At 45.1% G+C, this 20665-nt stretch carries 21 protein-coding genes and 2 tRNA genes; 19 read left to right on the plus strand and 4 right to left on the minus strand.

What is annotated here, in order from left to right:
- The 17 genes from QZ157_RS00550 (at nt 1) to QZ157_RS00630 (ending at nt 14947) form a co-directional block, all read left to right on the plus strand.
- Nucleotides 1-1977: a vesicular transport factor Uso1p gene (locus tag QZ157_RS00550; RefSeq protein ID WP_295140402.1), complete on the plus strand. Its 1977-nt coding sequence runs from the start codon at nt 1-3 to the stop codon at nt 1975-1977.
- Entirely contained in the window at nt 1974-2669 is a 696-nt protein-coding gene (locus tag QZ157_RS00555) for a methyltransferase (protein WP_295140405.1), read from the plus strand. The genes QZ157_RS00550 and QZ157_RS00555 overlap by 4 nt, the downstream gene beginning before the upstream one ends.
- Entirely contained in the window at nt 2666-3043 is a 378-nt protein-coding gene (locus QZ157_RS00560) for a YkgJ family cysteine cluster protein (protein WP_295140407.1), read from the plus strand. Before QZ157_RS00555 ends, QZ157_RS00560 begins: the two co-directional genes overlap by 4 nt.
- Nucleotides 3019-4284 (plus strand): hypothetical protein, encoded by a 1266-nt coding sequence (locus QZ157_RS00565; protein ID WP_295140410.1) that lies wholly within the window; start codon nt 3019-3021, stop codon nt 4282-4284. The genes QZ157_RS00560 and QZ157_RS00565 overlap by 25 nt, the downstream gene beginning before the upstream one ends.
- A complete protein-coding gene (gene trpC / locus QZ157_RS00570) occupies nt 4281-5066 on the plus strand; it encodes an indole-3-glycerol phosphate synthase TrpC (RefSeq protein ID WP_295140413.1) in 786 nt (261 codons plus the stop codon). The genes QZ157_RS00565 and trpC overlap by 4 nt, the downstream gene beginning before the upstream one ends.
- A gap of 1 nt (nt 5067) precedes the next feature.
- The gene (locus QZ157_RS00575) at nt 5068-5565 is read left to right on the plus strand and encodes an HIT domain-containing protein (RefSeq protein WP_295140416.1); all 498 of its coding nucleotides are present in this window, start codon (nt 5068-5070) and stop codon (nt 5563-5565) included.
- 63 nt (nt 5566-5628) lie between these two features.
- On the plus strand, nt 5629-6840 hold the full coding sequence (locus QZ157_RS00580; RefSeq protein WP_295140419.1) for an ankyrin repeat domain-containing protein: 1212 nt from the start codon (nt 5629-5631) through the stop codon (nt 6838-6840).
- 9 nt (nt 6841-6849) lie between these two features.
- Nucleotides 6850-7596 carry an SDR family NAD(P)-dependent oxidoreductase gene (locus QZ157_RS00585; protein WP_295140422.1) on the plus strand — a complete coding sequence of 249 codons (747 nt, stop codon included), beginning with the start codon at nt 6850-6852 and terminating at the stop codon, nt 7594-7596.
- A gap of 472 nt (nt 7597-8068) precedes the next feature.
- Nucleotides 8069-9763, plus strand: coding sequence for a Na+/H+ antiporter NhaC family protein (locus QZ157_RS00590; protein ID WP_295140425.1), 1695 nt, complete (start codon nt 8069-8071; stop codon nt 9761-9763).
- Between the two features lie 2 nt (nt 9764-9765).
- On the plus strand, nt 9766-10887 hold the full coding sequence (gene trmA, locus QZ157_RS00595) for a tRNA (uridine(54)-C5)-methyltransferase TrmA (RefSeq protein ID WP_295140427.1): 1122 nt from the start codon (nt 9766-9768) through the stop codon (nt 10885-10887).
- On the plus strand, nt 10880-11275 hold the full coding sequence (locus QZ157_RS00600) for a CoA-binding protein (protein WP_295140430.1): 396 nt from the start codon (nt 10880-10882) through the stop codon (nt 11273-11275). The genes trmA and QZ157_RS00600 overlap by 8 nt, the downstream gene beginning before the upstream one ends.
- Before the next feature lie 133 nt (nt 11276-11408).
- Nucleotides 11409-12620 carry a threonine ammonia-lyase gene (gene ilvA, locus QZ157_RS00605; protein WP_295140433.1) on the plus strand — a complete coding sequence of 404 codons (1212 nt, stop codon included), beginning with the start codon at nt 11409-11411 and terminating at the stop codon, nt 12618-12620.
- A gap of 224 nt (nt 12621-12844) precedes the next feature.
- Complete coding sequence (locus QZ157_RS00610; RefSeq protein WP_295140436.1) at nt 12845-13531, plus strand: DUF4230 domain-containing protein; 687 nt, start codon at nt 12845-12847, stop codon at nt 13529-13531.
- Between the two features lie 7 nt (nt 13532-13538).
- The gene (locus QZ157_RS00615) at nt 13539-14228 is read left to right on the plus strand and encodes an MOSC domain-containing protein (protein ID WP_295140437.1); all 690 of its coding nucleotides are present in this window, start codon (nt 13539-13541) and stop codon (nt 14226-14228) included.
- 75 nt (nt 14229-14303) lie between these two features.
- A tRNA-Gln gene (locus tag QZ157_RS00620) sits at nt 14304-14378 on the plus strand.
- 12 nt (nt 14379-14390) lie between these two features.
- Nucleotides 14391-14465: transfer RNA gene (locus tag QZ157_RS00625), tRNA-Met, on the plus strand.
- 59 nt (nt 14466-14524) lie between these two features.
- The gene (locus QZ157_RS00630; protein WP_295140440.1) at nt 14525-14947 is read left to right on the plus strand and encodes a helicase IV; all 423 of its coding nucleotides are present in this window, start codon (nt 14525-14527) and stop codon (nt 14945-14947) included.
- A 523-nt stretch (nt 14948-15470) separates the two neighbouring features.
- Here QZ157_RS00630 and QZ157_RS00635 read toward each other — a convergent pair.
- The 4 genes from QZ157_RS00635 to QZ157_RS00650 are packed head-to-tail and all read right to left on the minus strand — an operon-like array spanning nt 15471 to nt 18041.
- On the minus strand, nt 15471-15959 hold the full coding sequence (locus tag QZ157_RS00635) for a histidine phosphatase family protein (protein ID WP_295140441.1): 489 nt from the start codon (nt 15957-15959) through the stop codon (nt 15471-15473).
- A complete protein-coding gene (locus tag QZ157_RS00640) occupies nt 15960-16799 on the minus strand; it encodes a ferritin-like domain-containing protein (RefSeq protein ID WP_295140443.1) in 840 nt (279 codons plus the stop codon).
- Nucleotides 16796-17329, minus strand: a complete 534-nt coding sequence (locus QZ157_RS00645) for a rhomboid family intramembrane serine protease (RefSeq protein ID WP_295140446.1) — start codon at nt 17327-17329, stop codon at nt 16796-16798. Before QZ157_RS00645 ends, QZ157_RS00640 begins: the two co-directional genes overlap by 4 nt.
- A gap of 52 nt (nt 17330-17381) precedes the next feature.
- Complete coding sequence (locus QZ157_RS00650; RefSeq protein ID WP_295140449.1) at nt 17382-18041, minus strand: NlpC/P60 family protein; 660 nt, start codon at nt 18039-18041, stop codon at nt 17382-17384.
- Between the two features lie 171 nt (nt 18042-18212).
- Here QZ157_RS00650 and murA point away from each other — a divergent pair, with 171 nt between their 5' ends.
- Complete coding sequence (gene murA / locus QZ157_RS00655; RefSeq protein WP_295140452.1) at nt 18213-19478, plus strand: UDP-N-acetylglucosamine 1-carboxyvinyltransferase; 1266 nt, start codon at nt 18213-18215, stop codon at nt 19476-19478.
- A 1-nt stretch (nt 19479) separates the two neighbouring features.
- Entirely contained in the window at nt 19480-20637 is a 1158-nt protein-coding gene (locus tag QZ157_RS00660) for a molybdopterin molybdotransferase MoeA (RefSeq protein ID WP_295140454.1), read from the plus strand.
- Nucleotides 20638-20665: the final 28 nt, after the last annotated feature.

Below are 20665 nucleotides of genomic sequence, written 5' to 3' on the forward strand. Positions count from 1 at the left end.
TTGAGAGCGTTAAATTTAGTCTTATTTTTTATCTGCGGTTGCTTGCTTACGCTTGGCGGTTATTATTTGTATTTCGAGTTTTCTAAACAAGGCGGCGACCAAAGCGCAAAACAGCTCGCCGTGCAGGTAATGAACGTCGAGGAACTACCTAAAGACGAGCTTGCGCAGGCTAAAGACGATAAAAATTTAACCCCGCAAAATCGCATTTCGCCAAATTTGATAGATGAAAAAAATTTGGATGCAAACGATACCGACGCGCCCGTTTTGGGAAACGAGTCCGAGCTAAAAGAACAAATCCGCGTCCTGCGCGCGCAAAACAAGCTTCTATACAATGATAACCTCGATCTAGTCGGTAAAAATCTAGAGATAACAAATCAGCTAAACGAGCAAAAAGCCGAGCTGGAAGCCAGACGAAAGCAAGCTGCCGGCGCTAACGACAAACAGCGCCTAAGCGCAATCGATGAGCTAAATAAAAAACTAGCCAAAGCGCAAGAACAAAACGAGAAAAATAAAAATTTAGAGCAAAATTTAACTTCGCTACGAGCAGAGATAAAAAATCTAAAAGCCCAGCTTGAAAAAAAGCAGAGCGAATTTGATAAATCAAGCGCTAAAACGCAAAACGAAAATCAAAATGCGCTAAAACGGCTAGAAGTTCAAAACGAAGCGCTAAAAAACGAAGCACTAACTAGCAAGGCAAAATTTGAAAATGAGCTAAAAACGGCAACGGCGGAGGCGGCGAAACTAAAGAACGAAAACGCAAGGCTAATGAGCGAACTAGGGCTAAAAGATAGCGAGATAAAGAGGGTTTCGAGCGAATTTAACGCTCAAATTTCATCCCTACAAAGCTCTAACAAAAATCAAATTTCATCGCTAGAAAAAGAGCTCAATGCGGGCAAAAGAAAAATAACCGAGCTTGAAGCAAGTCTTGAAATCGCAAACAAAAAGGCCGAGTCAAAAGATAATCTAAAAGCGGTAAATGACGAGCTAAATACGGCAAATAGCGAGCTAAACGCGAAAATAGAAAAACAATCGCAGGACTTTGAAAAAGAATCGCAAAAGCTTTTAGCTCAAATAGACGCGCTAAAAATAGAACTCGAAAATGCTCGTCAAAACGCGATTAGCGCTCAAAACGACTATCAAGCCAAAATAGACGAGCTAGTAGAGCAATCGGCTAAAAAAGACGAGCTTTTGCAAAAATCAGACGCCAAAATTTCGGAGCTAAACGAATCGCTAATCGCCCAAAAAGAGCTGCTAGCAGACGAGATCGCCGCCGGTAAAAAAAATATCCAAAACTATAAAATTTTAAACAATAAAATTACCGCTCTAGTCGATGAAAATCTAAAATCAAACGAGAGCTTTAAAGAGCAAATAAACGAGCTAACAAACCAAATAGCAAAAAAAGACGAGGAAATAGCGGAGCTAAAAAAACAAGCGCTAAACGAGGCGCAAAACCTAAATCAAACAAAGGAAAATTTAGCTAAAACCAGCGCGCAAAGAAATCTCGCAAAGGGCGAAGTGGCGCAAATAATGGCTAAAAACGAGGAGCTAATGAGCGAAAACGAAAACCTAAAAAAGATAATTCAGCTAAATTTTAGAGCCGAAGTGCCTAAAAAGGTGGTTTTCATCGCCTCCGTCGAGTGTACGGATATGAGCGCGGGCTCGGATAAACCGACGCAAACGTGCAAAAATAAAGTAAGCGACTTTTTGCAGAGCTATAATTCAAATTATTATTTTGAAATCACGCCGATAGTGAGCCGCGGTAACTTTATCGCCACCTCAAAAGTAGCAAAAACTATCCCTCAAGACGAACTTGAAAAGATCGATTCGTATGCAAATTTCGGTATCGGCAAAGAGCGCGCCAAGGTCGCCGGAGAGCTGATAAAAGACGAATTCGGCGACTTTTCGCGCATATCGTACAGCAACGACATAATAACATCCGAAGATAAGCAGGGTTTTATCATAAAGGTCTATAGATGATAATCACTCAGCCCAAAAACGGCTACCGCTACAACAGCGATACGATGTTTTTGTATGACTTCATCCGTAAGGGCGGAGTGCGCGGCGAGGTGCTAGAGGTTGGCTGCGGTAGCGGGGTTTTGGGACTGCTTTTAAAGCGCGATTTTCCTAAAATTTCGCTTAGCTTGCTTGATATTTTAGAAACTAATGTAAATTTAGCCGCCGCAAACGCTAGCCAAAACGGCATTGAAGCTGAGTTTATAACGGCTGATTTTGCTAAATTTAAGAGTGAAAAAAGATATGATCTCATCGTCTCAAACCCGCCTTTTTATCACGACGGCGCTAAAAAAAGCGAAAACGAACACCTTCGCGCAGCTAGATATAGCGAAAATTTGCCCCTTAAAGAGCTTGTAGGCAGGGCAAATTCGCTCCTAAAGCCGCGTGGCGTTTTTAGTTTTTGTTACGACGCTAAGCGCCTAGCTGAAATTTTACTTTGTTTGAGCGAGTTTAAATTTACGCTTACTAGGCTTTGCTTCGTGCATCCAAAGGCGGACGGCGCGGCAAATTTAGCACTCATCGAGGCTAAAAAAAGCTCAAAATCCTTAGCTCAAATTTTGCCTGCGATTTTCGTTTTTGAAGGCGGAGTTTATAGCAAAAAGGCGGCCCAAATTTTTACCGCGGCAAATACGCAAAGCAAGGACGCACTAGAGTGAGTTTGCTAAGACAAAGCGGCTTTGGTTATGAATTTGACGCTAGCAAATGCGAGCTGTGTGGCGGCAAGTGCTGCACGGGAGAAAGCGGCTATATATGGATAAGCTCGGCGGAAATTTCAGCGCTGGCGGAACATTTAAAAATAAGCGAGGATGAGTTTAGGTTGCGATTTTTAGATAAATTCGGATACAAATTTAGCCTCAAAGAAAAGCCCTATAAGGGCGGATTTGCGTGCGTATTTTTTGACGAAACGGCAAAAAACTGCTCGGTTTACGACTTTCGCCCGAGTCAGTGCCGCACCTTTCCGTTTTGGGACTATTTTCAGGATAAAATCGATGAATTGGAGAAAGAATGCGCGGGAATAAGGCGATTTTAAAATTTATCTTGGCGGTCTTGCTTGCTTGTTTTGCTACCGCTAAAGAGGACTTTGACGAGAATTTATACGTTATCAAGGCGCTAATGGCGGCCGAAAACGCCAAACACGACGAGGCGACCGAGCTTTACGAGCAGCTTTACGAAAAGACTAAAAACACGGACTATCTAAAAGAGGCGCTCAGGCTCGCGTTTTTTTCTAAAAACGTAAATTTTAAAAGCATTTTAGCGCTCAGCCAAAAGGTACTAAAAGACGACGTGGACGTGCTTCGCATACAGGGCGCAAATTTGATGAGCGAAAACAAACTCGACGAAGCCGCAAAGATAATGAAAGAGCTCGTTCAAAAAGAAGACATCTCCAAAAACCACGTCATGCTCTCTGCCGTCTACTCGATGCAAAACGACAACAAAGCCGCTCTAAGCGAGCTAGAGCGCGCATACGAGTTAGATAGAAGCGTGGAAAATCTACTGCGAATAGTCGATCTTTTGTACAATAAAATGAACGATAAAAAAGAGGCGATCAGGTACCTAGAGAGCTCGCGCCGTATAGACGGCTGCGAGGTCGAGACCTGCACGGCGCTAGTAGATATCTATGCGCAAGACGGCCGCTACTCCGATATGATCGATGTTTATGAGGGGCTTTATGAAGCGACGAGAGAAAAAAACTATCTCGAAAAGGCGCTTGGCGTCTACGTCTATCAAAAAAACTACGACGCTGCGATCAAATTTTTACAAAAATACCCCTACAACGACGATGCTCTGATGGATCTTTACGCCGCGACGGGGGATTTTGCTAAGGCTTATAAAAAGGCACAGGATGCTTTCGATAAGAGCTTTAATCTCGAATACCAAGCCAAAATGGCGATATATCAATACGAAAGAGACACAAACAAACAAACCAAAAAGATAGATAAAGATAGCCTAAAGCAAGTCGTAAATAACTTTGAAAAATCGGCCGTAAAGCTAAATAATGCGCTGTATCTAAACTACTACGGCTACCTACTCATCGACCACGATATAGATGCGAAAAAGGGGATAGATCTGGTAAATAAAGCCCTTAAGCTAGAGCCGGGATCGGTGTTTTATCTAGACTCGCTAGCATGGGGATACTATAAGCTAGGCGAGTGCAAAAAGGCCGACGAGATAATGCAGCAAACTCTTCATAACGAGGAATTTGTAAATTCGCCCGAGGGCAAGGAGCATATAAACGCTATCAAAGAGTGCCTAAAAAAGGGTAAAAAATGATACTAGATCAGATAATCAAGCGTACGAAAGAGGACTTGACGCTGCGAAAATCGCAAACGCCTTTTGAAAAGCTCCAAGAGCTCGCGGCCAAAAATCCTCGTAAGATAAAAGACGCGGCAAAGGCGCTAAAAAGTAGTTCAGACGAGCCGTATCGCATCATCGCCGAGGTCAAAAAAGCAAGCCCTAGCAAGGGGCTGATAAGGCAAAATTTCGCGCCCGTAGAGATAGCCAAAGAGTATGAAAAGGGCGGCGCAAACGCCATCTCGGTTCTAACTGAGCCGCATTTTTTTAAAGGAGATTTGGAGTATTTGGCGGCCATCAGGCAGGCAAGCTCGCTGCCGCTACTTCGCAAGGATTTTATCGTAGACGAGTATCAAATTTTAGAGGCGCTCGTTTACGGAGCCGACTTTATCTTGCTTATCACAAAGGCTCTTAGCGCGGGTGAGTTAAAGCGGTTGCTTGATTACGCGCGCTCTTTAGGGCTTGAGGCTCTAGTGGAGACGCACGACGAAGAGGACGTAGAAAAGTCAAATTTCGCACGCGCAAAGATAGTTGGAGTAAATCACCGAAATTTAAGCACGTTTGAGATGGATATGAGCCTTTGCGAGAAACTGTTTTCTAAAATAAAAAACGCAAGCGTCATCGTCGCCGAAAGCGGTATCTACGAGCATTCTCAGCTAAAAGAGCTTCATGCGCAAGGAGCCGATGCGTTTTTGATAGGCGAGCATTTTATGAGGCAAGAAGACTTGGTAAAGGCCGTAAAAACCGTAAAGGAGGGCTAGAATGGATCACATTTGCGCGCCGTGGAGGAGCGAATATTTTAGTAAAAAGGAACAGGGTTGCGTCTTTTGCAACGTCGTAAATCATCCCGAAAAAGATGCGCAGACAGGCGTTTTATTTCGTGCGAAGCGGTGTTTTGGGATCATGAATCTCTATCCGTATACGCCGGGGCACTTTATGGTGATACCTTACTTACACACCGATAATATCGAAAGCCTAGACGAGCAGACGTGGTCGCAGATGAGCGCCTACGTGCGCGAGGGCGTGAAAATTTTAAAACGCGAACTAAACGCGGCAGGCGTAAATATCGGGATGAATCTGGGCAAAGCAGGGGGTGCGGGTATCGCAGAGCACGTGCACTATCATCTAGTGCCGCGCTGGAGCGGAGATACGAACTTCATCACCTCTATCGCCGAAGTGCGCGTAAACGGCGTGCCTTTTACTCCGCTTTACGAGAAGCTAAAAGCCGCGTTTGCGGACGTTTGCTTTAATGAGCGGTAAATTTATTTCTACCAAATTATTTTTTGGTAGAATTATCAAAATTAAAAGATATTGAGGCATACGATGAGATTTATTTTGCCGATATTTTTGTCGTTTTCTTTTGTTTTTGCAGATTTTAGCTGCGATGACGCTTTGGCTGAGAAGCAACGATTTTTCTCTCAAAATTTAACATTTTCGGGAGAATTTGAGCCAAACTGCAATGACTCTATCCTGGGGATAAAAGAGGCTCAAATTTTACTCTCGGCCGCTCAAAAGATCCGCGCCGAAAGCCTTGCTTGTGTCGGAAATTTAGCGACTAAAAATTTAAACGAATTTAAATTTAAGATCCTAAAAGCCTCCTATGCGCCCGAAATTTACGCCAAAGAGCTAGAGAGCCCTGACGAGTACGAAAAACTCGTATCGCAAAACAGAGCCAGGCTTCGCTACTGGGGACATCAAAGTCTAAGTAATTTTACGGTTTTTAAGGACTTTAACAAAGACTACAACGCCGTCTTGGGGCTGCTGGTAAACTACTACAAATCAAATTTCAAAATAGACGAAGGTAGCGCGATTTATTACGCTTCGAAGGTCGCAAACGAGTTTTTAAAATTTGCCGCCGCGACTCTGCAAAACGGCGATATGGACGAGTTTACAAGAAAGGTTAGCGACCCGACCTTTACAAAATACGGCATAAATGAGGCGATATATTCTGGCGCCGTCTCGCAAAGCTCGCTGCAAAACGCCTTTAACGCCGCGCTTCTTTACGAAAAAAGCGAGGACGTGATAAGAGAGTTTTTGCGCGCGGGCGTAAATTTAAACTACGGCTTTGAGAGTCCGCTGTTTTTCGCGCTAAAAAACCTAAATAACGTAAAGCTCCTAGTTTCTAGCGGCGCGGACGTAAACTATGCAAATCTGCTTGGCGTCACTCCGCTTTTTAAGGCCGTACAACTAAACGATATAAATTTAGTCAAATTTCTACTAGGAAACGGAGCGCTGGTAAACAAAAGGCTGATAGACGTTAGCACCAAGCTTGCCTATAGCTCAAATTTGAGCGTCCAACTGCCGAGCTTCGTAAAGCTATGCGACTTTGACGCGGCATCAAAAAGCGTGCTGATGAGTGCGGCGGGAGCGGCGGACGTGGAGATATTACAGCTTTTGGTAGATAACGGCGCGGACGTGCAGGCGGTGGATGATAACGGACTAAACGCCCTAGATTACGCAATCATCGGCAAAAAAGAGATCAACGCGCAGTATCTAAGGGCGATGGGGCTTGAGTCAAATTTGATCACCGAATAAGGAGAAAATATGAAAGGAACGGCTTTTATCACGGGAGCTACGTCAGGTTTTGGCGAGGCGATAGCTAGGATGCTCAGCCGCGAAGGCTACAAGATCGTAGCGCTCGCTCGCCGCAAGGAAAGGCTCGAAACTCTGGCAAAGGAGCTTGGAAATACGCATATCATCGTCGCCGACATCCGCGATAAAAAGGCGGTTTTTGACGGCGTGGCAAATTTGCCGCAGGAGTTTCGCGATATCGAAGTACTCGTAAATAACGCAGGCCTGGCGCTGGGGCTTGAAGGCGCGGCGGAGACTAGTATCGAGGACTTTGAGACGATGGTCGATACCAACATCAAGGGCTTTTTGTACTCGACCAAGGCCGTTTTGCCCCTCATGATCGCGCGAAAAAGCGGCTATATCTTTAATCTAGGCTCGACCGCTGGCGCATGGCCGTATCCGGGCAGTCACGTTTACGGTGCCAGCAAGGCCTTTGTAAAGCAGTTTAGCAGAAACCTACGCAACGACATCCGCGGCACCGGTATACGCGTGACCGAGATAGCTCCTGGCATCTGTAAGACCGAGTTCAGCGAGGTTCGCTTCGGCGGAGATAAGGCTAAGGCCGACGCGGTTTACGAAGGCGTGGAGTACATAACCGCCGAGGATATCGCGCAGATCGTGCTAAACTGCCTAAACATGCCTCACCGCGTCAATATCAACGTCGTCGAAGCAATGGCGACGCAGCAGACTTGGGCGGGACTTTTTATCGAGAAAAAGTAGGCTTTTGGCGTTAAATTTGCGGATTTTAGGGTTAAATTTAGCTGTTTTTGGTCAAATTTAATCCTAAATTTACGTCTGATCGCAAATTCAAGCGGCGGAAGCGAGGCTGCATTTACATCGCCCCAGCCCGCTCAAGCTTGAAATGAAAATCTAAATTTAACCTTCTTTCGTGCAAATGACGCGCGGCACACTAAATGTCAAATTTGACCGATAAATCAAAGCTAAAATTTACCGCAAAATCTAAACTACAAGCAAATTTCAATTTGGCGTTTGGCGCCGTGCTAAGCAAAATTTACCTAGAAGCTTCATTTTTAACATAAAATTTTAATAAAGAGCTAAAAATTTTGACCGATAAGCGAATTTAAAACAAAAATTTAAGCCGCATTTAGCTAAATTTACGCCTTAAATACCGACTGCCCGCGCGCGGACGGAAAATTTGATTAAACCGACGAAAAACAAAAAGGAGTTTTTGATGAAAAAGATTTTATTTTTGTCGCTTTTGCCGATCTTGGCGCTAGCCGTAGATCCCGAAGTAGCGAAAAAAAATGCCGAAATTTTCGGTATCTGGACGCTCATACCGCCCGTGGTGGCGATAGTTTTGGCGTTTATCACCAAAGACGTCGTTTTGTCGCTGTTTATCGGCGTTTTTAGCGGTACGTTTCTCATAAACGTTATGGACTCAAACGTGTTTTATGCTTTTGTTAAAGGGTTTATAAATATCGTACGCCGAGTGGTGGATTCGCTAGCAGATAGCTGGAACGCTGGCATCGTGCTTCAGGTGCTTTGTATCGGCGGCGTAGTCGCGCTCATCACCAAAATGGGCGGAACCAAAGCCGTCGCGCTGTGGCTAAGCAAAAAAGCAAAAACAGGCGTCTCGGCGCAAATTTCAACCTGGGTAATGGGGCTTTTCGTCTTTTTTGATGACTACGCAAACTCCCTCATCGTGGGCCCGATCATGCGCCCGATAACGGACAAATTTAAAGTCTCTCGCGAAAAACTAGCCTTTATCATCGACGCTACCGCCGCTCCGATCGCTGGTCTAGCCGTCATCTCGACTTGGGTCGGGCTTGAGATCTCACTCATAAAGCAAGGCTACGAGCTCATCGGCATAACGAACGTAAACGCTTTTAGTATATTCGTCGAGACGATGCCTTATAGATTTTACAATCTTTTCATGCTCTTTTTCATCGTCTGCACCGCATTTATGGGGCGCGAATTTGCCGGCATGCTAAAAGCCGAGCGCAGAGCCAGAGCGGGCGAACTGCACCCTAGACGGGGCGGAGCTATGATAGAGGACGTCGAGGACAAAACGCTAGAGCCTAAAGAAAATATAAAACTACAAAGCTCAAACGCGATCGTGCCGCTTTTGGTGCTTATTTTGGGCGCGTTCGTTAGCTTTTATTTTAGCGGTCTAGGTTCGCTTGAGGGCGAGGCTCTTGAGAGCGCGAAGACTCATCCGCTTACGTTCCATACTTTCCAGGCTACGTTCGGCGCGGCTGATGCGTCCGTGGCGCTATTTCAGTCGGCTTTGCTAGCTACCGTGGTGGCGATATTTATGGCTGTTTATAGAAAAATTTTGACCGTGCGCGAGGCGATAGAAACCTGGGGCAAGGGTTGGAAAACCATGATAACTACGATCATCATCCTGCTTCTTGCGTGGTCGCTAAGCTCGGTGATTAAGGAGCTTGGCACATCTCGCTACCTAGTCGATCTACTTTCGCAGTCTACGCCAAAGATCGTCCTTCCGGCGGCGATTTTTATGCTGGGTTCGTTTATCAGCTTTTCTACCGGCACCAGCTACGGCACGATGGGCATCTTGATGCCGCTTGCGATACCGCTAGCTAGCGCGGTGGGCATGCACAGCGGACTAGAGGGCGACGCCTTGCATGCTTATATGATAGTAAATATCTCAGCCGTTTTAACGGGCGCGATATTTGGCGATCACTGCTCTCCGATCTCGGATACTACGATACTTTCGTCTATGGGTGCGGGGTGTAACCACATCGATCACGTCCAGACTCAGATGCCTTATGCGCTTGCCGTTTGCGCGATCAGTATTTTTGCGGGATATTTCCCTACTGCGCTTGGTCTAAGTATCTGGATAGTGCTTCCTTTGGGGCTTTTGGTGACGGCTTTGGTTGTTAGATTCGTCGGGCAAAAGGTTTAAATTTGCCCGATAAGTTTTGCAAATTTTTAGGAGAGTGCGGTAGTTGCACTCTTGATATGCCTTACGAGGAGCAGGTTAAATTTAAAACCGATTTTATAAGGCGCGAATTTGAGCCGTTTTATAGCGGCGAATTTGAGTTTTTCGCCTCGCAGAGTGCTGCTTACCGCACTAGGGCGGAGTTTGGAGTCTGGCGCGACGGCGAGGAGCTTAGATTTACGATGCACGGCGCCAAAACCAAGCGTATTTTTATAGACGAATGCCCAAAAGTAGCCGCTCCTATCGCAAATTTGATGCCGCGTTTGCTTGAGGCGCTTGCGAAAAATCAAATTTTAAAAGAGAGGCTCTTTGGCGCTGAGTTTATCTCGTGCGCGAGCGGGATACTAGCGACGCTACTCTATCATAAGCGTCTGGGTGAAGCCGAGCAGAGTGAGATAGAAAGCCTAGCGCTCAAATTTGCCGATCTGAGAGTAACGATAGCTGCGAGAGCAAATGGGCAAAAGCTACTAAGCGGCGAGCTAAATTTACAGGACAGCCTAAACATCGGCGGTAAAATTTACAAATTTACATTCGGCGACGGAGCTTTTATCCAGCCAAACACCGCCGTAAACGAAAAGATGGTCGCATGGGCGAAGGGCTGCGTAGAGCGCGGCGCGGATCTGCTCGAGCTTTACTGCGGGCACGGCAACTTCACCGTTCCGATGTCGGAAAAGTTTAAACGCGTTTTGGCAACCGAAATATCCAAAAGCTCAATCGCAAATGCGCTCAAAAACTGCGAGCTAAACGGCGTAAATAACATCAAATTTTTACGAATGAGCGCCGAGGAGCTGATGAGTGCGTTTAGGCGCGAGCGCGAGTTTAACCGCTTAAGAGAGCTTGATATCTTTAGCTACGACTTTTCGCACGTTTTGGTCGATCCGCCGCGCGCGGGACTTGATGATAGCGTGATAAATTTCATCAAAAACTACGAAAACATCGTCTATATCTCCTGTTCGCCGCAGAGCCTGAAGCGCGATCTAGCGCAGCTTGCCCTAACGCACGAGGCGGTTAAATTTGCTATCTTTGATCAGTTTGCAAACACCGCTCACATCGAGTGCGGCATGCTTTTAAAGAGTAAAAATGCTTAGCGACTTGAGGCAAATTTTATCCTCCGCTAAAAATATCGCGGTCGTGGGCCTTAGTCCTGATGAGAGCAAGCCTAGCAACGAGGTAGCAAAATTTCTCATCGAGAGCGGTTTTAACGTGTTTCCCGTCTATCCAAAATTTGATGAAATTTTAGGGCGCAAGGTTTATAGAAATTTGACCCAAATAGATGAAAATATCGACATCGCCGTGATGTTTAGAAAGGGCGAGTTTGCTAGCGAGCTAGTAAAAGACGCCGTCAAAAAAGGCGTGAAAACGCTGTGGCTACAGCTTGGTATCACAAATGGCGCCGCAGGAGCTGTCGCGCGCGAAAACGGGATAAATTTCGTGCAGGATAAGTGTATAAAAATCGAGCTTCAAAGGCTTGATTAAGCTAAATTTGACGGCAATGCGCGATTTTGCGGCAAATATAAATAAAAATAAAGAAAACGTAAGCAAAAATACGGTAAATAAACGCGCGAGCAAAAGCGACGAAAAGTAAAATTTAAACAAACGAAAGGCTAAAATGATCTCTCTAAATAAAATAATCCAAGCCAAGCGCACGATAAGCGGCTTCGTGTATAAGACGCCGTTTGCCTACAGCGCGAAACTAAGCCTCGCAAGCGGTGCGCTCATCTACCTAAAAGAAGAAAACCTCCAGCGCACGGGCGCGTACAAGATCCGCGGCGCGTATAATAAAATCGCAAATTTAAGCTCAAACGAGCGTAAAAAAGGCGTAGTCGCAGCAAGTGCGGGCAATCACGCCCAAGGCGTCGCTATCTCAGCGCGCGAGTTTAAAACGCCGGCTACCATCGTGATGCCCGAGTCCACGCCGCTCTTAAAGGTGCTTGGTACAAAAGATCTAGGCGCCGAAGTCATCCTAAAGGGCGATAACTTCGACGAGGCCTATGCCTACGCCGTAGAGTACGCCAAGCAGCAGGGCATGAGCTTTATCCATCCGTTTGACGACGAGTACGTGATGGCCGGGCAGGGCACTGTGGGACTTGAGATGCTTGACGATCTTGCCGAGCTTGAGACTATCATAGTGCCGGTTGGCGGCGGCGGGCTAATCAGCGGCATATCAAGCTGCGTAAAGCAGGTAAATCCCGACATCCGCGTGGTCGCCGTGAGCGCGAAGGGCGCGCCTGCGATGTTTAACAGCTTTGGCGCTAAAAAGAGCATAAACTCAAAAACAGTTCGCACGATCGCCGACGGTATCGCGGTTCGCGACGCGAGTGAGACGACGCTGGCAAATATCCTAGAGTGCGTGGATGAGTTCGTGCAGGTCGACGACGAGGAGATCGCAAACGCGATTTTGTTCCTGCTCGAGACGCAAAAGATCGTGGTCGAGGGCGCAGGCGCAGTCGGCGTGGCCAGCATCCTGCACAATAAGGTCAAATTTAAAGCCGGCGAGCGTATCGGCATCGTGCTAAGCGGCGGAAACATCGACGTGCAGATGCTAAACGTCATCATCGAAAAGGGTCTCATCAAATCCCACCGCAAGATGGCGCTGCAAATAACGCTTATCGACAAACCGGGCGCGCTCATGAGCCTAACCGATAGCTTAAAGATCGCTAGCGCCAATATCGTAAAAATCGACTACGACCGCTTCTCTACGAGCCTAGAGTACGGCGACGCTAATATCACGATCACTCTGGAAACCAAGGGTAAAGACCACCAAGAGCTCATCAAAAAAGTGCTTAGAGAGCATGATTTTAAATTTATTCAGGTGTTTTAGGCGGTTAAATTTGAGCTCAAATTTGCTTGCTAAATTTGGAGTAAATTTGAGTTAAATTTAAACCCGTATCTTAAAGGTACGGGTTTTGCCAAACTGCACCGACTCTAAAACTCGCTAAATTTAAATTTACAATCCAAATTTATACTGATATAAAACAGCCAAAAGCTCAAATTTAACGATTATTTTAACGAATTTCGCTAAAATCGCCTTTTAAAGGAGCAAAGATGATAGATGTTATAAGCCTTATTTTAGCGATTTTGCTGGCGATTTGCGTATTTATGATTTTTAGATTTAACAAAGCCTTAAAAACCGCGCAAAAGCCCGCTACTACGCAGATCAGCACCGAGATATCGCAGCTAAAATCTATCGGCGAGCTATCCGTTTTTCAGGTCTATAGCAAAGAGATCGTAACCAAGACCGACCATGCATTCGGCAACTTCGGCAAGGAATATCTGCGCTGGCTAGTGAGCGAGAAAAAGCTCTCGATGATATTTGAGTTTGAGATAAATTTCATCTACGACCTAACTAGTCCGCGCCTAGAGATCGTAAATGTCGCGAGTGAGGAGTATCTCATCAAGATGCCGCCTTGCAAATACAAATTTTCGATCGCGAATATGAAATTTTACGACGAGAAAAACGGTAAATTTATCCCGTTTTTGTTGCCTGATTCGCTAAACGGATTTTTCGGTAGTAGCTTTAGCGAAGAGGATAAAAACAGGCTCATCGAGGAGGCGCGCGCCGAGGTCGAAAAGATGTCCGTGCGCCTGATAAATCAGCTCCAGTCCAAGATCCACAAATCCGCGCGCGACACGCTAGAAGCGATCGCAAAGAGTTTTGGGGCTAGGGCGGTGAGATTTGAGTTTAACGACGAGGGCGAGCAGGTTCGGCTAAATCTGCAAAACGTGGCGTGAGAACAAGATGGCATTTCTAAAAGCGCTTTTGATAGGTAAAACCAGGCAGTACGGCAATGCGGCGGCTACGGACGAGCTAGGCAAGGCGTGGCGCTCGGCAATATTTAAAAATGCGCAGACGGGCGAAATCTACGCGAACGAGTTTGGCTTTGAGGGCGACGAGGTGGCCGACACTAAGCACCACGGCGGCGTAAATAAAGCCGTGTTTGCAAATTCGCTAGAAAACTATCCCGCGTGGGAAGCTTATCTTGGGCTTAAAAATTTGCCGCTGGGAGCGATGGGTGAAAATTTAACCGTTAGCGGGCTGGATGAAACTAGCGTGAGCGTGGGCGACGTGCATAAAATCGGCTCATTAGTACTACAAGTAACCCAGCCGCGAAAACCGTGCTTTAAGCTCGCAAAGCGGTGGGGAAATGCAAATTTGGCTAAAGAAATTTTTGCCACGGGGCTAACCGGCTGGTACTATAAAGTACTAGAAAACGGCTCGTGTAAGGCTGGCTGCGAGGTGAAAATCCTGCAAAAAAATGAAAATGCTCTAAGCGTGATGCAGATAAATAAACTGTTTTTTAATCCGAGCGAAAATTTGGATTTGTTGGCCAAATTTAGAGCTCTTGAAGTGCTCCCTGCTAGCTGGCGGGACGATATAAACAGACGCTTAAACGGCTCATACAGCACGGCTTTTATGGAAAAACTTTGAAAAAATGGCGAAAATTTGCCAAAAAGCTTGACAAATAAGGTAAAAATATATATAATCACCTTTCTTTTTACAGGCTGGGGTATCGCCAAGCGGTAAGGCAATTGGTTTTGGTCCAATCATCCAGAGGTTCGAATCCTCTTACCCCATCCACTCAAATTTCATCGCGGAGTAGAGCAGTGGTAGCTCGTCGGGCTCATAACCCGAAGGTCGGCGGTTCAAGTCCGTCCTCCGCAACCAAATCTAATTTTTCTTCATTTACTCCAAAAATCAAAATTTTGAATTAAAGAAAATTATTTATGAGCTTTGACGTATCGAAAATTTTAATCATTTTGCTGCTGATCGTAATCGTTTTGCTAGCTTTAAAGCTATTTAAAAAGCAAAAAATCAAGCAAACTAGATACAAAAGCGATAGTGGCTACACCGTAAAAAGCCGTGCTGAGCTGATTATTGCAAATTGGCTATTTTACAGAGGAATAGATTTTATCTACGAAAAGAAAACTCCGACAAAAGAACGTATGATTAGTGATTTTTACCTGACGCAAAGCGATGTTTATATCGAATTCTGGGGCCTTGAGACACCGCAATATTTAAAAAGAAAAAGTAAAAAAATTAAAATTTACAAAAAAAATTGCCTAAAACTAATCCAGATGGATGATGGTAGCCTACACGATCTAAATGCATTTTTTGCCAAAGAATTCAAAAAAATTAGACCAAATTAATTTTTTAGGCTTAAGATAGGTTAAAACCCTCAAATTTTTTCTCAAAGAAAGTACGAGTATAAGGGCTAGGACTTGCTTACTACGAGTAGATGGAGTTGCGCTAAATTTCCTTGCTTCAATTTATTGATTAAGAAGTTTTATACGTAACTAGTCATAGGAAGGAAACAATATAGATATTATTAAGTTCTGTTGGGTCTAAATTTATATAAGCTTTTTACTAGTTTGTTTTGTTAAAAGGTAAAATACAGACTATTTTTGCTATTTTGTATTGAAAACTATAATTTTCAAATAAATATTTATATCTCTTTTGTATTACTTTAATGCCTTTATCAAATACTGAAAACACGGCACTTCCTAACGTTTTACATTTTGCATTAAAATAATTTATCCGTTAAATTTCATGCTAAATTTAACGGATAATTTTTATGCTTATTTTGCTAAATATTTTGCTTGTTATCGTATGTTTTTTGAGGTGATTAAGTTGATGAAAAATGCAAGAATAAAATAGAGCTTTTAAACAGCCCTATTTTTTATGTTTTTTAGGATAGTCAAAAAACAGAGCCTTTGCGCCGTGTTCTTTTAGTTCTTTAAAGCTACCGTCAAATTCGATGCAAAAGATGCCGCAGGTTGGGATATTTCCTATAGCAGCATCGCTTATAAGCTCGCAAATTTCAGTTATAGCGTCGTTGTGAGCTATGACAAATACGCTTTGAAATTTGTCGTCAAACTCTCTTATGAAAGTCAAAAGCTCATGTGTCTGCGCTCCGTATAGCTCGTCTTTAAATTTGATTTTCTTCTTAAATTTGACTGCTTCGGCTAGCTTTTGAGCCGTTTTGGCGCAGCGTTTAGCAGGGCTTGAAAATATCGCGTCCGTCCTTACCTCATGCTTTTTTAGCCGTTCGCACATTAGCGCTAGATCCTTTTTGCCTCGCTCGCTTAGATCGCGCTCAAAGTCGTCGCCTTCACCCTCTTCTACGGCTTTTGCGTGCCTGATAAAGTAGATTTTTTTCATTTATACCACCTTTCCAGCCTTTGATAGATTTTTTATGTGCTCGATCTCTGCCTCGCTAAAGCCTGATTTTAGGCGCGCGCTAACGTTTAGCTCGCGAGACTGCAAAAAAGCTTTAGGGTAGATTTTTTGCACGGTTTGCGCGTAGATTTCGGGGCTTACGCCCTCTTTTTCACAGGCAAATTTAAACCAACGATCGCCCTTTGAGACGTGCGAGATCTCCTCGTCTAAGATAACTTGCAAAATTTCGCAAAGCCGTGCCTTGCTCTCGTCTTTTTCGCGCTCGTTTTCCAGCTTTTTTAGCATAAAAGCATTTGCGTCAAGGCCGTTTGCCTCCATGTATCTAGGCAGAACCGCCATGCGCTCAAGCAGCGATGCGGAGGTATTTTGCAAAGCGATAAAAAGCCCGTCGTGTACGGTAAAATCGCCGTATTTCACGTCAAATTTAGCCATGTGATCCTCGATCATCTTAAAGTGCCTGATCTCATCCTGCGCGACTTCTAGCCAGTCGTCATAGTAGGCTTTTGGTAGAGTTCGGAAGCGATACGCCGCATCTAGCGCGATATCTACGGCGCTGTATTCGATATGCGCAATCGAGTGAAGGAAGGCTTTTTGCTTGTCCGCTTGCTTTTTGCCGCCGATTTCTCTCATCGCTACGACCTCGCAAAATGCCGCGTAGCTTGGGCGCTCGAGCTGTTTTATCTCGTCAAATTTACCGCCCTCTTCTATATGCGCGTCAAATTTACCGGCCTTATATTTGGCGTAAAATTGCTTAAATTTATCAAATTTAAGCTCCTTGTCGCCGCACTCTAAAATTTCCCAAATTTGATCGAAAAATCTCATTTTATCACCTTAAATTTTACCCCGAAATATCCTAACGCAAAGCCGATGATATGCGCGTACCAGGCGACGTTTACGCCCATAGCTACTGGCGCGAAGCTCATTAGCAAGATCGCGATGATTAGCCCCTTTCGGCTACTGGTGTCCAAAAATGCCAAAACGCCCAGTAGCAGGCTGATCGCGCCGCTAGCTCCGACTAAATTTATAAAAGTTCCGCTAGTTTTAAACATAACATAAATATAAACAAAACTAAGTAGCGAGGTCAAAATGCCTCCGATGCAGTAAATAACGGCAAATTTTTCGCTGCCGTAGTACCGCTCAAGAAGCGATCCAAACTGATACAAAACCGCCATATTCATCAGTAAATGGGCTAAATTTGCATGCATAAACATCGAGGTTGCGGGCTGCCAGACGTAAAGCCCGTCCGTGAAAAACATATTTAGCCCAAGCGTCGCGTTACTACCGCAAATGCCGCAGTAAACGGCAAAATATACTAGACAATTTAACGCGATGAGCGATATCGTAGCTTTCAAAAACGGCTCCTTTTTAAAGGCTTTATCATATAAAATTTAGACATAAATTTAGCTAAAAATTAACCTTGCCAAAGCCGGCGAATCTGTTTGAAGTTAGGCAAGTAGCGTCGCCGCCCTTGCACGCTACGATGTAGGAGTTCACCTCTTTGCCGCCTATTTTGTGGCTATTTTTTTGAAATAGATTTATAAATCCGCTTTTGTTTTTGCCTCTGGTATTATGCATAAATCTTATAGTTCCATCATCTTCTATGCGGTCTATGATGCCAAGGTGCGTTATGATTTGTTTATTTTTGCCTTTGGTTTGACTCGTGGTGTTGTTAAAAAATACCAAATCTCCGAGCTTTGGGCTTGTTTGCGAGATCAAATTTCGCTTTTTGTAAAAATTATAAATAGCTTGAGATTTTGATCCGTTTTCGCCGTAAAATTTGAGCAAATTCGTCTCTGAAAAGTAAACGTTATTTATATTTTTATTTACGAGCGAGACGAAACCCGAGCAGTCTCCGCCGTCTTTTTTGCCCAAAAAACCTTGCATAAAATTTGAAAGAGCTATGCCGCCTAGATCGTTAAATACGTCTTGCTGAGAGTTTAAAAATCTCGCGTTTAAAATCTGTCCGCTTTGATCGGTCGGGTAAATTTTGGGCGCATCATTCGCGCATCCGCTAAAAATCAAAGCCGTAATCGACGCAAACGGTAAAAAAATGGTAAATTTCATTTAAATCATCCTATTTTATATTTAAGGCGGCGTTTTGCGGTAAATTTAAGCACCGTAAACGAACTGCCTAAAAGCAGGATTATATAAATAAATCGGTAAATATCGGCATAAATTTAAATTTATAAGCTAAATTTCACTATACTTTAGATTTTATTTAAGGATTTAAGAAATATGTATTACCTAGAAATCGAAGGAAACGCGAAACTGGGCGGCGAAGTCGCCATAAGCGGTGCGAAAAACGCCGCCCTGCCCCTTATAGCTGCGGCTCTAATCATAAAAAACGACGTGACGCTAAAAAATATGCCAAACGTCGCGGATATAAAAACATTGGCGACGCTGCTGGTAAATTTGGGCGCAAAGTGCGAATTTACGGACGATCACACTCTAAAAATCAACTCAAATTACGTCAGCTCTACGAAGGCCAACTACGACATCGTGCGTAAAATGCGTGCTTCCATACTGGTTCTTGGCCCGCTACTAGCTAGGTTTGGGCACTGCGAGGTGAGTCTGCCCGGCGGCTGCGCGATCGGACAAAGACCGATCGATCTACATCTAAGCGCGCTTGAAAAAATGGGCGCAAACATCGAAATAAAGCAAGGCTATGTCGTAGCCACGGCGCCTGACGGACTAAAGGGCGCGCAGATCGTGTTTGACAAGATCACGGTAACGGGGAGCGAAAACATCATAATGGCCGCCGCGCTCGCTCACGGCACGACGCATCTAATCAACGTCGCTAAAGAGCCCGAGGTGGTGCAGCTTTGCGAGGTTTTGGCCGCAGGCGGCGTAAAGATCGAGGGTATAGGCACGGACGAGCTGGTTATCGAGGGCACGGATAGGCGCCTGCTGGATGTGGGCGAGATAACGGTTATCCCCGATAGGATCGAGGCTGGGACGTATCTTTGCGCCGGAGCGATCACGAACTCGCAGGTTACTATCACAAACGCCAATGCCGCGCATCTACGAGCCGTGCTTACTAAATTTAACCAAATGGGCTTTGAAACCGTCGCGGACGGCGATAAAATCACGATAATGCCGGCTAAAAACGTAAATCCCGTCGAGATCGTGACGACGGAGTTTCCTGGATTTCCGACCGATATGCAGGCGCAGTTTATGGCGCTATCGCTCGTGGCAAACGGCGTTAGCACGATCGACGAGAGGCTTTTTGAGAACCGCTTTATGCACGTTAGCGAGCTCACGCGTATGGGTGCCGATATCCGTCTAAACGGCCACATCGCGACGATCTACGGCGGAGGTGAGATAAACGCCGCAGACGTGATGGCTACCGATCTGCGCGCAAGCTCTGCCCTAGTGCTAGCAGCCCTTGCAGCAAACGGAACTAGCCGCGTGCATAGAATTTATCACCTAGATAGAGGCTACGAGGGGCTAGAGCGCAAGCTAGCGGCTCTGGGTGCAAAAATACGCAGGCTGGAGGAGTAAAATGACGCTAGAGCTTGCTCAAAATTTGATCCTAGAAAAAGCTAAATTTGACGGTTGCGGCGAGTTTGTAAGCCTTGAGCGCGCTACGGGTAAAGTTTTAGCCCAGGATGTAGTCGCGGTTAAAAATTTGCCCTCTTTCGACAATGCCGCGATGGACGGATACGCGCTTAAATTTGATGATTTTGATGGGCCGTTAAGCGTCGCGGCAACCGTGCTGGCAGGCGATGAGGCCGAGATCGCGCTAAAAAAAGGCGAATGCGTAAAGATAATGACCGGCGCAAAAATGCCCATAAATGCCGACACGGTCGTACCTTTTGAGGACGCGATTTTGCAGGACGGCAAGCTCTCGCCGCAAAGCAAAGTCAAAAAATTTAACGCCCTAAGATACATGGGCGAAGAGGTCAAGGCGGGTGAAATTTTGCTAAAAAAAGGCGAAATTTTAACGCCCGCAAGAGTAATGATGCTAGCTGCTCAGGGCATCTACTGCGTCTGCGTGGAGCGCGAGCTAAGAATCGGTATATTTTCAAGCGGCGACGAAGTGGTCGAGCCGTGGCAAAACGCTAGCGAGGAGCAAATTTACAACGCAAACGGCGCAGGCATCGCGTCTTTGCTTCAAAGCTTCGGCTTTGCTAGCTCGTACGCAGGCATTATTAAGGACGATCTAGAAAGTACGACGCGCTCGCTAGAGACGGCTGAATTTGACGTCATCATAACAAGCGGTGGAGCGAGCAAGGGCGAGGCTGATTTTATGAAAACGGCGCTTTTAAATTTAGGCTTTAGCGAGCTTTTTGACGGCGTAAATATCCGCCCCGGGCGACCGAGCAAAGCTTTTATAAAAGATAAAAAAATCGTATTTATTCTACCTGGAAATCCGATGGCAGCGTTTTTGATGTGCTTCTTGCTAGTCGTTCCTTTTTTAAAGGGCTCACAGCTTGAAAAAATTGGCGCCGTCTTAAATCAAGACGTAAAAATAAAATCAGGACGTCAAAATATCGTGCTCGGTAGCTTTTTGGGGGGCAAATTTAGCGTGACGGATAATAATAAATTCGGCTCTGGCATGATAACTCCGCTCATCAAAAGTAACGCCGTTTTGGTAACAAGCGAAAGCCTCGGCGAGCTAAAAGCGGGCGAAATCGTAAAAATTTTGAAATTTTCTTGACAAATGAAAACGTTTTTGCTAAAATTGC

The organism is uncultured Campylobacter sp., assembly GCF_905372745.1.
Classification (GTDB): domain Bacteria; phylum Campylobacterota; class Campylobacteria; order Campylobacterales; family Campylobacteraceae; genus Campylobacter_A.

Bases quoted from the DNA above. Each gene is read 5' to 3' on its own strand.
- QZ157_RS00590 (WP_295140425.1), top strand. From the start codon at position 8,069: ATGAAAAAGATTTTATTTTTGTCGCTTTTGCCGATCTTGGCGCTAGCC.
- QZ157_RS00660 (WP_295140454.1), top strand. From the start codon at position 19,480: ATGACGCTAGAGCTTGCTCAAAATTTGATCCTAGAAAAAGCTAAATTT.
- QZ157_RS00610 (WP_295140436.1), top strand. From the start codon at position 12,845: ATGATAGATGTTATAAGCCTTATTTTAGCGATTTTGCTGGCGATTTGC.
- ilvA (WP_295140433.1), top strand. From the start codon at position 11,409: ATGATCTCTCTAAATAAAATAATCCAAGCCAAGCGCACGATAAGCGGC.
- QZ157_RS00555 (WP_295140405.1), top strand. From the start codon at position 1,974: ATGATAATCACTCAGCCCAAAAACGGCTACCGCTACAACAGCGATACG.
- QZ157_RS00580 (WP_295140419.1), top strand. From the start codon at position 5,629: ATGAGATTTATTTTGCCGATATTTTTGTCGTTTTCTTTTGTTTTTGCA.
- QZ157_RS00630 (WP_295140440.1), top strand. From the start codon at position 14,525: ATGAGCTTTGACGTATCGAAAATTTTAATCATTTTGCTGCTGATCGTA.
- QZ157_RS00640 (WP_295140443.1), bottom strand. From the start codon at position 16,799: ATGAGATTTTTCGATCAAATTTGGGAAATTTTAGAGTGCGGCGACAAG.
- QZ157_RS00650 (WP_295140449.1), bottom strand. From the start codon at position 18,041: ATGAAATTTACCATTTTTTTACCGTTTGCGTCGATTACGGCTTTGATT.
- QZ157_RS00575 (WP_295140416.1), top strand. From the start codon at position 5,068: ATGGATCACATTTGCGCGCCGTGGAGGAGCGAATATTTTAGTAAAAAG.
- QZ157_RS00565 (WP_295140410.1), top strand. From the start codon at position 3,019: ATGCGCGGGAATAAGGCGATTTTAAAATTTATCTTGGCGGTCTTGCTT.
- murA (WP_295140452.1), top strand. From the start codon at position 18,213: ATGTATTACCTAGAAATCGAAGGAAACGCGAAACTGGGCGGCGAAGTC.
- QZ157_RS00615 (WP_295140437.1), top strand. From the start codon at position 13,539: ATGGCATTTCTAAAAGCGCTTTTGATAGGTAAAACCAGGCAGTACGGC.
- QZ157_RS00600 (WP_295140430.1), top strand. From the start codon at position 10,880: ATGCTTAGCGACTTGAGGCAAATTTTATCCTCCGCTAAAAATATCGCG.
- QZ157_RS00585 (WP_295140422.1), top strand. From the start codon at position 6,850: ATGAAAGGAACGGCTTTTATCACGGGAGCTACGTCAGGTTTTGGCGAG.
- QZ157_RS00635 (WP_295140441.1), bottom strand. From the start codon at position 15,959: ATGAAAAAAATCTACTTTATCAGGCACGCAAAAGCCGTAGAAGAGGGT.
- trpC (WP_295140413.1), top strand. From the start codon at position 4,281: ATGATACTAGATCAGATAATCAAGCGTACGAAAGAGGACTTGACGCTG.